Source organism: Pantoea sp. VS1 (genome assembly GCF_002207995.1).
GTDB lineage: Bacteria > Pseudomonadota > Gammaproteobacteria > Enterobacterales > Enterobacteriaceae > Pantoea > Pantoea dispersa.
The window spans coordinates 65,202-78,148 of sequence record NZ_NHZE01000013.1; the positions used below are offsets into that span (position 1 = coordinate 65,202).

At 60.2% G+C, this 12,947-nt stretch carries 10 protein-coding genes; 4 read left to right on the plus strand and 6 right to left on the minus strand.

From position 1 onward, the window contains the following. Positions 1–61: 61 nt before the first annotated feature. Together hemH and CBW22_RS06245 are read left to right on the plus strand one after the other, a co-directional pair. Entirely contained in the window at positions 62–1,021 is a 960-nt protein-coding gene (gene hemH / locus CBW22_RS06240) for a ferrochelatase (protein ID WP_088516253.1), read from the plus strand. Between the two features lie 58 nt (positions 1,022–1,079). Beyond that, entirely contained in the window at positions 1,080–2,381 is a 1,302-nt protein-coding gene (locus CBW22_RS06245) for an inosine/guanosine kinase (RefSeq protein WP_088516254.1), read from the plus strand. A 98-nt stretch (positions 2,382–2,479) separates the two neighbouring features. Here CBW22_RS06245 and ybaL read toward each other — a convergent pair whose 3' ends face one another. Together ybaL and CBW22_RS06255 are read right to left on the minus strand one after the other, a co-directional pair. After that, the gene (ybaL, locus tag CBW22_RS06250; protein WP_021508650.1) at positions 2,480–4,168 is read right to left on the minus strand and encodes a YbaL family putative K(+) efflux transporter; all 1,689 of its coding nucleotides are present in this window, start codon (positions 4,166–4,168) and stop codon (positions 2,480–2,482) included. Positions 4,169–4,386: 218 nt separating this feature from the next. After that, a complete protein-coding gene (locus tag CBW22_RS06255; protein ID WP_058769404.1) occupies positions 4,387–5,586 on the minus strand; it encodes an MFS transporter in 1,200 nt (399 codons plus the stop codon). A 163-nt stretch (positions 5,587–5,749) separates the two neighbouring features. Here CBW22_RS06255 and ushA point away from each other — a divergent pair, with 163 nt between their 5' ends. After that, positions 5,750–7,501, plus strand: coding sequence for a bifunctional UDP-sugar hydrolase/5'-nucleotidase UshA (gene ushA, locus CBW22_RS06260; protein ID WP_088516255.1), 1,752 nt, complete (start codon positions 5,750–5,752; stop codon positions 7,499–7,501). A gap of 34 nt (positions 7,502–7,535) precedes the next feature. On the opposite strand, the gene CBW22_RS06265 is transcribed toward ushA, so the two are convergent. Then, a complete protein-coding gene (locus CBW22_RS06265; RefSeq protein ID WP_058781228.1) occupies positions 7,536–7,967 on the minus strand; it encodes a multidrug/biocide efflux PACE transporter in 432 nt (143 codons plus the stop codon). Positions 7,968–8,057: 90 nt separating this feature from the next. On the opposite strand from CBW22_RS06265, the gene CBW22_RS06270 reads away from it, so the two are divergent. Beyond that, the gene (locus CBW22_RS06270) at positions 8,058–8,927 is read left to right on the plus strand and encodes a LysR family transcriptional regulator (RefSeq protein ID WP_088516256.1); all 870 of its coding nucleotides are present in this window, start codon (positions 8,058–8,060) and stop codon (positions 8,925–8,927) included. Here CBW22_RS06270 and ybaK read toward each other — a convergent pair. The 3 genes from ybaK to copA form a co-directional block, all read right to left on the minus strand. Beyond that, entirely contained in the window at positions 8,924–9,403 is a 480-nt protein-coding gene (gene ybaK / locus CBW22_RS06275; protein WP_021508645.1) for a Cys-tRNA(Pro)/Cys-tRNA(Cys) deacylase YbaK, read from the minus strand. The genes CBW22_RS06270 and ybaK overlap by 4 nt on opposite strands. A gap of 163 nt (positions 9,404–9,566) precedes the next feature. Next, positions 9,567–10,367 carry a TraB/GumN family protein gene (locus CBW22_RS06280; protein ID WP_088516257.1) on the minus strand — a complete coding sequence of 267 codons (801 nt, stop codon included), beginning with the start codon at positions 10,365–10,367 and terminating at the stop codon, positions 9,567–9,569. A 68-nt stretch (positions 10,368–10,435) separates the two neighbouring features. Next, positions 10,436–12,946 carry a copper-exporting P-type ATPase CopA gene (copA, locus tag CBW22_RS06285; RefSeq protein ID WP_088516258.1) on the minus strand — a complete coding sequence of 837 codons (2,511 nt, stop codon included), beginning with the start codon at positions 12,944–12,946 and terminating at the stop codon, positions 10,436–10,438. Position 12,947: the final 1 nt, after the last annotated feature.

Below are 12,947 nucleotides of genomic sequence, written 5' to 3' on the forward strand. Positions count from 1 at the left end.
GCTTTTTCCGCTACAATTTCCCCCGATTCAGAACCATTGTCTGCGACTTCAAGGAAATACAATGAGGCAAGATAAGCCTGGGGTTTTACTGGTTAACTTAGGTACACCAGACGCACCGACCACCGCGGCGGTGAAACGCTATCTGAAACAGTTCCTCGGCGATCCGCGCGTGGTGGATACGCCGCGCTGGCTGTGGTGGCCGATTCTCAATTTCATCATTCTGCCGTTCCGCTCGCCGCGTGTTTCGAAGCTGTACGCATCGGTGTGGATGGACGAAGGTTCCCCGCTGATGGTGTTCAGCAAGCGGCAGCGTGCCGCGCTGGCGCAGCGGCTGGATATGCCGGTAGAGCTGGGCATGAGTTACGGCCAGCCGAGCCTTAACAGTGCGGTTGAGCGTCTGCTGGCGCAGGGCGTTACCAAATTCATCGTGCTGCCGCTCTATCCGCAGTTCTCCTGCTCCACGGTGGCGGCAGTGTGGGATGGCCTGGCGGCCAGCTTTAAACCGCTGCGTTCCCTGCCGGAAGTGGCGTTTATCCGCGATTACGCCGAACATCCGGCCTATATCGCCGCGCTGAAGGCCTCGGTGGAGCGCTCGTTTGCCCAACACGGCGAGCCGGATCTGCTGGTGCTCTCTTACCACGGCATTCCGCAGCGCTTCGCCAATGAAGGCGACGATTATCCGCTGCGCTGCAAAGACACCACCGACGCCCTGGCCGCCGCGCTCGGCATTGCGCCGCATAAAATCATGATGACCTTCCAGTCGCGCTTTGGCCGCGAGCCTTGGCTGATGCCGTACACGGATGAGACCATGAAAAGCCTGCCGGCCAAAGGGATCAAACATGTGCAGGTGATGAGTCCGGGCTTTGCGGCGGACTGCCTCGAGACGCTGGAGGAGATCAGCGGCGAAAACTGCGAAATCTTCCTGCACGCTGGCGGCGAGAAATTTGAATACATTCCGGCGCTTAATGCGGATGATGAGCACATCGAGATGATGGTGCAGCTGGTACAAGCGCGCCGCTAAGGGTGCGGCAGAGAATGTGATATCATTCTCTGCCTGATTTTCCCTGACGGCAGCTTTCATGAAATTTCCCGGCAAACGCAAATCCAAACACTATTTCCCCGTCAACGCGCGCGATCCGCTGCTGCAGGCTTCCCAGCAGGAGCAGGAAGAGGGCAGCTGGGTGGTGGGTATCGACCAGACGCTGGTGGATATCGAAGCCAAAGTCGATGACGACTTCCTGCAGCGCTATGGTCTGAGCGCCGGTCATTCGCTGGTGATCGACGATGCGACCGCCGAAGCGCTGTACAACGAGCTAATGCGCGAGCAGCTGATCAGCCACCAGTTTGCCGGCGGTACCATCGGTAATACGCTGCACAACTACTCGGTGCTGGCTGATGACCGTTCGGTGCTGCTCGGCGTGATGTGTAACAACATCCAGATTGGCGGTTACGCCTATCGCTACCTGTGCAATACCTCCAGCCGCATGGATCTTAACTTCCTGCAGGGCGTCGATGGTGCCATTGGCCGCTGCTTTACCCTGATCGGCGAGCAGGGCGAGCGCACCTTTGCCATCAGCCCTGGTCTGATGAACCAGCTGCAGGCCGCCAGTATTCCGGAAGAGGTGATTGCCGGTGCGTCGGCGCTGGTGCTGACATCCTACCTGGTGCGCTGTCAGCCGGGCGAACCGATGCCGGAAGCGACGCTGCGGGCCATTGAGTTCGCCAAAAAGCACAATGTACCGGTGGTGCTGACGCTGGGTACCAAATATGTGATTCAGGATAACCCGCAGTTCTGGCGCGATTTTCTGCGCGAACACGTCTCGATTGTGGCGATGAATGAAGAGGAAGCGCTCGCGCTGACCGGCGAAGCGGATCCGCTGCTGGCCTCCAACATGGCGCTGGACTGGGTCGATCTGGTGCTGTGTACCGCCGGACCGACCGGGCTGTATATGGCTGGGTTCACCGAAGAGGCGTTTAAGCGCAAAACCAATCATCCGCTGTTGCCGGGGGCGATTGCCGAGTTCAACCAGTTTGAGTTCAGCCGCGCCATGCGTCATCAGGATTGCCAGCAGCCGCTGCGGATCTTCTCGCACATTGCGCCTTACATGGGCGGTCCGGAGAAGATCATGAACACCAACGGTGCCGGTGATGGCGCGCTGGCGGCGCTGCTGCACGATATTACCGCCAACAATTTCCACCGTCAGAAAGTGCCAAACTCCAGCAAACACGCCCGCGAATACCTGACCTACTCGTCGCTGGCGCAGGTGTGCAAATATGCCAACCGCGTTAGTTATCAGGTGCTGAACCAGCACTCACCGCGTCTGACGCGCGGGCTGCCGGAGCGGGAAGACAGTTTAGAGGAGTCTTACTGGGACAGGTAATAACGAACCCGTAGCGGCGCAATTTATTGCGCATTCTTCAGCGGTGATATGGCTTTAGTATGCGCAATAAATTGCGCCGCTACGGTGTAATAATGTCTTTAAATCGGGCACTCGCGCACAATCGGGTTTTGCGCGATCTCTTCCTGCAATACATGCAGCATACTGTTGGCAATCTCCCGCTCGCCCATCACCACGCGATTGGCGCCACGCTCCATGATATAGGCCACTTCGTCGTCGTAATGCGCCCGGGCGATAATCTCAATATCTGCCCGCTTTTCGCGCGCGGCGGTAACAATTTCCCCGGCTTCATAGCCGTTGGGGATGGTCAGCAGCAGCCAGCGCGCGCAGTCAAGACGCGCTAAATCCATGGTATCGACTCGCGCCGCGTTGCCCAGCACGGCTTTGATGCCCTGTTCGCGCAGCGCTTCGACGCGCGGGCGCGAATTCTCCACCACCACCAGCGGCACATCAGCTTCCATCAGCTGCTGTCCCAGCAGGCTGCCGACGCGACCGTAACCCACAATCACCGCATGATTGCAGATATCCACCGGAATCTGCTTCTCTTCTTCAATTGCCTCTTCCAGCGTCTGCTCTTCCATGGTCTCGGTTTTATCGAGGTAGCGCTCCAGCACGGTAAACAGAATCGGGTTAAGCATGATGGAGAGAATCGCCGCCGCCAGCACCAGGTTGCGGCCTTCATCGCTCAGCATACCGAGCGAAATCCCCAGTCCGGCGAGGATAAAAGCGAATTCGCCAATCTGCGCCAGGCTGACGGAGATGGTCAGCGCGGTGCGCCGCGAGTGGCCGAGCAGCGTGACCAGCAGCCAGGCGGCAATCGATTTACCCAGCACGATAATGGCCAGCGCACCCAGCACCGCCAGCGGCTGCTCCAGCAGGATCATCGGGTCGAACAGCATGCCGACCGAGACAAAAAACAGCACGGCAAACGCATCGCGCAGCGGCAGCGTGTCGTGTGCCGCCCGGTGGCTGAGCTCTGATTCATTCAGCACCATGCCGGCAAAAAAGGCGCCGAGGGCAAAGGAAACATCAAAGAATTCCACCGCGCCAAACGCGATACCCAGCGCCAGCGCCAGTACCGACAGCGTAAACAGCTCGCGTGAACCGGTGGCGGCGCTTTTGGCCAGAATCCACGGCACCACGCGGCGGCCGACCACCATCATCAGCACCATAAAGGCAGCGACTTTGCCGATGGTCAGTAACAGGTCCCACGCCAGCAGCGTCGGGCTGGCATTTCCCTGCTCCAGCATGCCGGCGATGGCCGGCAGCAGCACCAGCGTCAGCACCATCACCAGGTCTTCGACGATCAGCCAGCCGATGGCGATTTGCCCGCGCTGGCTATCAATCAGTTGACGCTCTTCCAGCGCGCGCAGCAGCACCACGGTACTGGCGGTAGAGAGACACAGGCCAAACACCAGGCCGGTCATCCATGACCAGCCCATCGCCCATGACAGACCCATTCCCAGCAGCGTGGCGACCGCGATCTGCGCGATGGCACCGGGAATGGCAATCGACTTTACCGACATCAAATCCTTAAGCGAGAAGTGCAGACCGACGCCGAACATCAGCAGAATGACGCCGAGTTCTGCCAGTTCGGGGGCCAGATTGGTATCCGCGACGAAGCCCGGGGTAAAAGGACCCGCCAGCACGCCGGCCAGCAGATAGCCGACCAGCGGCGAGATGCGCAGGCGATTCGCCAGCATACCAAGGAGAAATGCGAGGACCAGACCTCCGACAATGGTGGTGATCAACGGGGTAGTGTGATGCATGCCTGTCTCCTTGTGTGCAAATGTATCCGCTTGTAACAACCTAGTGTAATGCACAATCGTTCGCCGCGTTTAAACATTTGAGCGGTGAAAGACGAAAAAATTGAAAAAATGAGACAAAAACGCAGCCGAAGCGCTATTTTCCTCAGTTATCTCAGCATATCGGCAGGATTTCTGCAGAATGGAGGGGGCAGAGAAAAATAGTTGCCCCCCGAAATGGCTCAGCGCTGCTGCTGATCAGGTAAGAAAGCGGTCAACAGGCCAATAAGTGGCAGCCAGGCGCAGATTTGATACACCCATTCGATACTGGTGTGGTCGGCTACTACGCCCAGGACCGCCGCGCCGAGGCCGCCCATGCCAAAAGCAAAACCGAAAAACAGCCCGGAAACCATGCCAATACGCCCGGGCAGCAGCTCCTGGGCATAGACCAGAATGGCGGAAAACGCCGAGGCCAGGATCAGGCCAATTATTACGCTCAGCACGCTGGTCCACATCAGGCTGGCATGCGGTAACAGCAGGGTAAACGGCGCCACGCCGAGAATCGATCCCCAGATGACATATTTCCGCCCGATTTTATCGCCTATCGGCCCACCGATAATGGTGCCGGCGGCGACCGCGCCGAGAAAGGCAAACAGATGGAACTGCGAGGCCTGCACGGACAGCCCGAATTTGTGCATCAGATAGAAGGTGTAATAACTGCTCAGGCTGGTGAGGTAAAAGTACTTAGAGAAAATCAGCAGCAGCAGAATGCCGATGGCCAGCGCCACTTTATTGCGCGGCAGGGGGTTGCGCGGCCTGCTGGCAGCGCTGGCCTGCGTGGCGCGCTGCTGGTGGCTGTACCAGCGGCTCACCTGCAGCAGCACAATGATGCCGAGCAGCGCGGCCAGCATGAACCAGCTGAGATGGCCTTTGCCATAGGGCGCGACGATGATGGCGGCCAGCAGCGGCCCCAGTGCGCTGCCAAAGTTACCACCGACCTGAAACAGCGACTGAGCCAGCCCGTGGCGGCCGCCGGAGGCCATGCGCGCCACGCGCGACGATTCCGGATGAAACACCGATGAGCCGCAGCCAACCAGCGCCGCGGCCAGCAGCACCTGCGGATAAGTGCTGGCAAAGGTCAGCAGCACCAGACCGAACAGGGTAAACCCCATCCCGACCGGCAGTGACCAGGGTTTCGGATATTTGTCGGTGTAATAGCCAATCAGCGGTTGTAATAATGAGGCCGTAACCTGATACGTCAGCGTAATCAAACCAATTTGCACAAAGCTGAGGCTGAAATCTTTCTGCAGCAGCGGATAGATCGCCAGTAATAGCGATTGCAGCATATCGTTCAGCAGATGCGCGAGACTGATGGCACCAAGAATGCCAAAAGCGGTACGCCCGGTGCGCCGCGTCGGGGTTAGCGTCTGTTCACTTGCCATAAAGATCCTGAAGGGGTGGGAATTTCGTTATCAGATTGTTACGTCATGCATGACTGTATTCGCCTTTGGCCTTGAGTTAAAGGGCGAACTGTGCGACACAGAAGGGCGAAAAAGCACATCCGGCGCACCGCCCGGTAAAAAACGCAGAATAAGGAGATCGGCTTTGTTGTTATCACCGCACAGAGGGCGCTGGCTGGCGCTGATTATGCTGCTGTTGCCGCTGCTGGCGCAGGCGTGGCAGCCTGACCGCAGCTATCGCTTCAGCATTTTGCACACCAACGATCATCACGGCCATTTCTGGGCCAACGCGCAGGGTGAATATGGTCTGGCTGCGCAAAAAACGCTGATGGATCAGCAGCGGTATGATGTACAGGCCAAAGGCGGCGGCGCGCTGATTCTGTCGGCGGGCGACGTTAACACCGGCGTGCCGGAATCGGATGTGCTGAACGCCGAGCCGGACATTCGTGGCATGAACCTCATCGGCTATGATGCGATGGCGCTCGGTAACCACGAATTCGACAAACCGCTCAGCGTGCTGCAAAAGCAGCAGAAATGGGCGAAGTTCCCTTTCCTTGCCGCCAACATTTATGCCAAAGGCAGCGATAAGCGCCTGTTTAAGCCGTGGGCGATTTTTAATCGCATGGGGCTGAAAATTGCGGTAATCGGCCTGACCACCACTGACACGCTGCGCATCGCCAATCCGCAAAACGTGGCGCAGATAGAGATTCGCGATCCGGTGAAAGAGACGGAAAAAGCGGTGGCGGAACTGCGCGCCAGCGACAAGCCGGATGTGATTATCGCGCTGACGCACATGGGACACTACGACGACGGGCAGCATGGCAGCAACGCACCGGGCGATGTGGAGCTGGCGCGCAGCCTGCCGCCGGGCACGGTTAATGTGATCGTCGGCGGGCATTCGCACGATGCAGTGTGCATGGCAAAAGAGAACGTCAGCGTGGCGGATTATCAGCCCGGACAGCCGTGTCAGCCGGATCGCCAGAACGGCGTGTGGATCGTGCAGGCGAAAGAGTGGGGGAAATTTGTCGGTCGCGGCGATTTCACCTTCCGCAATGGTGAGCTGACGCTGGATAACTATCAGCTGATTCCGGTCAACCTTAAGCACAAGGTGAAGAACCTTGATGGCAGCGAAACGTGGCTGCCGTATCAGGAAGCGATAGCGCAGAACGGCGCAATGATGAAGCTGCTGACGCCGTATCAGCTGCGCGCCGGCAAACAGCTGGCGGTCAACGTGGGTCGCAGCGACAGCGTGTTTGAAGGCGACCGCAGCAAGGTGCGCTTTGAACAAATGCCGCTGGCTCAGCTGATCCTGCGTGCGCAGATGGCGGCTACTCAGGCCGACTTTGCCGTTATCAGCGGCGGCGGTATTCGTACCTCGCTGGCGCAGGGCGAGATCAGCTGGCGCGATCTGTTGCAGATCCAGCCGTTTGGCAATCAGGTGGTGTCCGTGACGCTGACGGGCAAAGAGCTGCTGAACTACCTGGCGACGGTGGCGAATATCAAAGCCGATTCCGGCGGTTTCGCGCAGTTCAGCAACATCAGCCTGGTGGCCGATGGCAAAAGCGTCAGCGCAGTGAAAATCAATGGCGAGCCGCTGCAGCTGGATAAAACCTATCGCATGGCCACCAACAGCTTTAACGCCAGCGGCGGCGACGGCTACCCGGTGATTGATGGCCATGCTGGTTTCCGCAACAGCGGCCTGCGTGATGCCGAGGTGCTGCGCAGCTATGTCAGTCAGCACTCACCGCTGCGCGTCGCCGATTATGCGCCACCGCAGATTGTGCACCTGACACCGCAGCAGGTTGAGGAGCGCGACAAAGCGCTGGAGAAGCAAAAGAAGCGCAGCTATCCGCAGATGATCCTGGCATGGATCTGGCCGCGCGCGGCGCACGAGTGACAAAACGGGCGGCACTTCAGCCGCCCGTGGTTTTTCAGGCGCGGCAGGATTTCTGGCTCACCCAGCGCTGGCGCAGCTTATCCCATGCCCAGTTGTAAGCCATGGTGTAGGGCAGAAAGAACAGAAAGAACGCCACTTCCAGCAGGAAAGCCTCCAGCAGCGAAATGTGCAACATCCACGCGGCAATCGGCAGGCCAATAAGGATAAAACCGCCCTCAAAGCCGAGCGCATGCAGCGCGCGCAGGCCGAGACCGCGCTGGCGCTGCGGCGGACAGAGGCGGTCAAAACCGCTGTTATAAATGATGTTCCACAGCATGGCGACGGTCGACAGCATAATCGCCAGCGCGCCCATCTGAAACAGCGGTTTATCCATGACCCAGGCGGCCAGCGGCGCAACCGTGACGATCGCTAACCCTTCAAAGCCTGCGGCATGACAAAAACGTTCTTTCAGTGAACGGGTACGCATATAAACCTCCTTTTGAGTAACGCCACGCATTTTCTCACTGCACAATGCTAAGATAAAATGATTACCTATCGATAAAAGCGATGGTTCAGCATGAAGTACTCACCAGAATCCCTTGAGGCATTTGTCCAGACCGTCGCCAGCGGCTCGTTTTCTGCAGCGGCGCGTGCGCTGGCAAAAAGTCAGTCCACCATCAGTAGCGCGGTGGCCAATCTCGAAGATGACTTAGGCTTTGCGCTGTTTGATCGCAGCGGTCGCCAGCCGGTGCTGACCGCTCAGGGCCAGCGCGCGCTGGCGCAGGTGCAGCAAATTCTTGCTGCCAGCCAGCGGCTGGATGAACTGGCGGTGCGGCTGTCGCAGGGCGTTGAGCCGCGCCTCAGCCTGGCCATTTCCGACTTCTGGCAGGCCGATCACCATGAAAATCTGCTGACGCGCTTTGAGGCGCGCTATCCGGATATCGAATTTGAATGCATGATTGCAGAAGATGAGGATGTGCTGGATTTACTGCAGGCCGGGCGCGTACATCTTGGCGTGGTGCGCGCCCAGCCGCGTTTGCCGCCGGATCTGGCGGTGGCGCGACTGCAGGTTGAAGCGCAAATGGCGATTTTCCTGCATCAGGATCACCCGCTGGCAGCCCGTTCGCAGGTGAGCGAGGCGCAGCTGGGCGAATTGCGTCAGCTGCGGCTCAATACCTGGGTGGAAACCCGCCAGCCGCTGCCGGCGGGCCGCACCTGGTCGGCCCCAACTTATCTGTTGTTGCTGGAGATGGCGGAGCAGGGGTTTGGCTGGAGCGTACTGCCGCGCTGGCTGGTGCAGCAGTTTGGTCATCAGGTCTTGCACGAGCTGCCGGTGCCGGGCTGGCCGCAGCATATTGCGGTGGATGTCATCTGGTCGCGGCGCAATCCGCCGGGCCCGGCCGGGCGCTGGATGATCGACCAGCTGTGCGCGCAGCAGCCTGATTAATCGCGGCGCGCCACGTCAGCCAGCGTGGCATCCAGCAGCCGTGCCAGATCCTGCGCGGCCAGTTCGATATCCAGCCCGCGCTTGCCGCCGGAAATAAAGATGGTCGGGAATTCGCTGGCCTGCTGATCGATCACCGTCGGCAGCCGCTTTTTCTGCCCCAGCGGACTGATGCCACCCACCAGATAGCCGGTGACGCGCTGCGCCAGTTGCGGATCGGCCATGTCGGCTTTCTTCGCCCCCAGCGCTTTGGCGACTTTTTTCAAATCCAGCTGTGAGGAGACCGGCGTCACCGCTACTGCCAGCGCTTTGCCATCACCGTTAAGCGCCACCAGCAGGGTTTTAAACACCTGGCGCGCATCCAGGTTGAGCTTGCGCACCGCCTCGTCACCGAAGTGGGTTTCATGGCTGTCATGCTCATAGGGATGCAGGGTAAAAGCGACCTGTTGTTTTTCCAGCAGTTTTACGGCGGGTGTCATATTCAATCCTTGCTACGAAAATTCTTATCTCGGTTTGCGTGAAAGTACTGGCGAAAATCTGAACTTTGCGCGAAAATTGGCCGGCGCCAGTCACCCTGGCGATAACCAAAATCATAAACAAATTCCTCTTTGACGGGCCGATAGCAATATTGGCCTTCTTTTTTTATGCCTTCAGCAGCTGCGGCAAATTGTCTTCGCCGTACAGATGCAGTGCACCGACCGCCACCACATAGCGCCCGCGCGGCAGCGCCAGCAGCAGCTCGCGCCAGTGCTGATTACGGTTGCGCATCAGGGTATCGTTCAGTTCACTACTGAACGTAGTCGGCAGCGCCACCGGCTGACTGGCGGGCGGCGCATCCAGCCACCAGCTGATCATGGTTTGCAGCAGTCGCGCGTTGGTGTGCCAGTGTTCCAGCGTATCCAGCAGCAGCGCCAGGCCATCCTGCGGTAGTGATTTCAGCAACGCGATCTGCATTTCCGGCCCTTCCAGCTCAATAATGCGTTTTCCTGCCGCCTGCGCTGCCTGCAGCAGCTGATAGTCAATACCGTACTGCGGTCGCAGCCCCAGCCGCTGCGCCTGCTGCGCCTGCAGCATCAGCGCAATTTGCCAGAACGGCAGGCTATCAAACAGCGCGATGTTCAGTGACAGCTCATCGCACAGCGCCGTCAGCTGCTGCAGCGTCTCTGGCGTCAGCCGCGTTGCCAGCGGCGGATACGCTTCACCCTCACTAAACGGTGAACTGCCGCGGGTAATATCCGCTTCCACCACCAGCGCATCGGCTTTCTGCAGCTGGCGCAGCAAGCCGGCCGGCAGCGGTTGCATATCGCGCGTGCCCATATGAATACTGCCAGCCAGATGCAGACGGCGGTCTCCGAGTCTGATATCCATGGCGGGCCAGCTGTAGCTGGCGGGGAACAGGCTGCTGGCCAGTTGTTGCAGGCGGTGCCACACACTGCGTCTCATGCCGTGTCCTTTTTAAGTCAAAAATCCATGCTAGCGATTTCGCTCAGCGAAAGACAGGGCAGAGGTTGCTATTGCCGCTGCGCCGGTTTAAAGCGCAGCAAACGGTTAGCATTGCTCACCACAGTGATCGACGACAGCGCCATGGCGGCACCGGCGACGATGGGGCTGAGCAGCACGCCGGTAAATGGATAGAGCACGCCGGCAGCAATCGGAATGCCCAGGCTGTTATAGACAAAGGCACCCAGCAGATTCTGCCGCATATTGCGCAGCGTGGCGTTGGCCATCGCCAGCGCGTCGGCCACGCAGTGCAGATCGTTGCGCATCAGCGCCATCGCCGCGGTTTCAACCGCCACATCGCTGCCGCCGCCCATGGCGATCCCCACATCCGCCTGCGCCAGCGCCGGGGCGTCGTTGATGCCGTCGCCCACCATCACCACGCTGCGCCCCTGCTGTTGCAGCAGCGCAATCGCCTGCGCTTTACCGTCCGGCAGCACGCCAGCGATCACCTCATCAATGCCCGCTTCGGCAGCGATGGCTTCGGCAGTGGTCTGATGGTCACCGGTCAGCATGATCAGACGGTAGCCCAGCTGATGCAGCCGCTGTAGCGCCGCACGGCTCTCCGGACGCAGCTGGTCACGCAGGGCGATCAGGCCCAGCAACTGCTGCTGATCCGCCAGCAGCACCGGCGTGGCGCCCTGCGCGGCGAGTCGCGCAATATCCTGCTGTGCGGCGCGCAGGTCGATGTGCTGCTCTTCCAGCAGCGCCGCATTGCCCAGCAGCAGCGTTCTGTCAGCGACAGTAGCACTCACGCCTTTGCCGCGTATTGTACGAAATTGCGCAACGCGGGCGTCGCTGACGGTCGGTGCGGCGGCGACGATGGCCTTCGCCAGCGGATGCCCCGATCCCAGCTCCAGCTGGGCCGCGGCCTGCAGTACCTGCTGACGATCCCAGTCGCTGTACAGCAGCACCTCGCTGACCTGCGGCGTACCCTGGGTCAGGGTGCCGGTTTTATCAAACACAATGGTGTCGACTTCACTGGCCCGCTGCAGCGCATCGGCATCGCGCACCAGCACGCCCAGCTCGGCGGCGCGGCCGACGCCCGCGATCACCGACATCGGCGTGGCTAAGCCCAGCGCACATGGGCAGGCGATAATCAGCACCGTAGTGACAATCACCAGCGTATAGGCCAGCTGCGGCTGCGGCCCGACAACATACCAGACCGCTCCGCTGAGCAGGGCAATCGCCACCACCACCGGCACAAACACCGCCGAGATGCGATCGGCCAGCCGGCCCATTTCCGGCTTGCTGCTCTGCGCCTGACGCACCAGATTGATAATACGGGCCAGCGTGGTATGGCTGCCGGTGGCGCGGGCGGTGAACTGTAGCGATCCGTCCTGCACCAGCGTCCCGGCATAAATCTTATCGCCAGGACGGCGCGACTGCGGCAGCGCTTCGCCGGTGAGCATCGCTTCATCAAGCCAGGCTTCGCCGCGGCTGACTTCGCCGTCCACCGGTACGCGATCGCCGGTGACCAGTTTCAGCGTCATGCCCGGTGTGATTTCACTGAGCGGCAGCGGCTTTTCCCCTTCGGCGGTGATCACGCAGGCCTGCGCCGGGGTTAAATCCAGCAGCCGCTCCAGCGCCTGTGAGGCGCGCTGGCGCGCGCGCTGTTCCAGCGCATGGCCGAGGTTAATCAGGCCGATGATCATCACGCTGGCTTCAAAATAAAGGTGGCGCGCCTGCGGCGGGAAAAATACCGGCCACAGCGCGACGCTCATCGAGTAGATCCAGGCCGCACCGGTACCGAGCGCGACCAGCGTGTCCATGGTGGCGGTAGCATGACGCAGGCTGCGCCACGCGCTGCGATAGAAGTGGCCGCCGGCAAGCGCCATCACCGCCAGCGTGACGGCACCGAGCACGCGCCAGAGCGTCTGATTGCTGTCGTTTAGCATCATGTGATCACCGACCATGCCCCAGACCATCATCGGCACGCCGACGATCAGCGCCAGCGCCGCCTGCCAGCTAAAGCGGCGCATCGCCTGCTGTGCGCTGACCTGCTGGCGCTCGCGCCGGGTTTGTTCATCTTCGATCACTTCCGCAGAATAACCCGCCTCGTCTACGGCGCTGACCAGCGCTGAGGGTACGGCATCGCCCAGCACCAGCGCGCTGCGCTCACCCAGATTGACGCGCGCCTGGCTCACGCCGGGCACTTTCTGTAACGCCTGCTCGACGCGGCTGACGCAGCTGGCGCAGCTCATCCCGCCAATCAGCAGGTGGTGCACCGCAAGACTCTCTTCTGCCGGCTGCGACTCCGTTGTCAGCGCCTCCGGCTGCGGCTCCTGAGCTGGCAACGGATCAGGCTTTGGGCTGGACGCCTCATTTTTCAGCGTGGCGTGATAACCAGCCTGCTCAACGGTGGCAATCAGATCGCTGGTGCTGGCTGCGCCGGTGACGCGCGCTTCCTGCTGCGTTACCTCGGCCTGTTCCACATCGCTGCGCTGTTCCAGCGCCTCTTTAACGCGTTTAACACAGTGGCCACAGGACAAGCCGTCCAGAGCCAGTAATTGTGTGTGTGACATC

Bases quoted from the DNA above. Each gene is read 5' to 3' on its own strand.
- hemH (WP_088516253.1), top strand. From the start codon at position 62: ATGAGGCAAGATAAGCCTGGGGTTTTACTGGTTAACTTAGGTACACCA.
- CBW22_RS06245 (WP_088516254.1), top strand. From the start codon at position 1,080: ATGAAATTTCCCGGCAAACGCAAATCCAAACACTATTTCCCCGTCAAC.
- ybaL (WP_021508650.1), bottom strand. From the start codon at position 4,168: ATGCATCACACTACCCCGTTGATCACCACCATTGTCGGAGGTCTGGTC.
- CBW22_RS06255 (WP_058769404.1), bottom strand. From the start codon at position 5,586: ATGGCAAGTGAACAGACGCTAACCCCGACGCGGCGCACCGGGCGTACC.
- CBW22_RS06265 (WP_058781228.1), bottom strand. From the start codon at position 7,967: ATGCGTACCCGTTCACTGAAAGAACGTTTTTGTCATGCCGCAGGCTTT.
- CBW22_RS06270 (WP_088516256.1), top strand. From the start codon at position 8,058: ATGAAGTACTCACCAGAATCCCTTGAGGCATTTGTCCAGACCGTCGCC.
- ybaK (WP_021508645.1), bottom strand. From the start codon at position 9,403: ATGACACCCGCCGTAAAACTGCTGGAAAAACAACAGGTCGCTTTTACC.
- CBW22_RS06280 (WP_088516257.1), bottom strand. From the start codon at position 10,367: ATGAGACGCAGTGTGTGGCACCGCCTGCAACAACTGGCCAGCAGCCTG.
- copA (WP_088516258.1), bottom strand. From the start codon at position 12,946: ATGTCACACACACAATTACTGGCTCTGGACGGCTTGTCCTGTGGCCAC.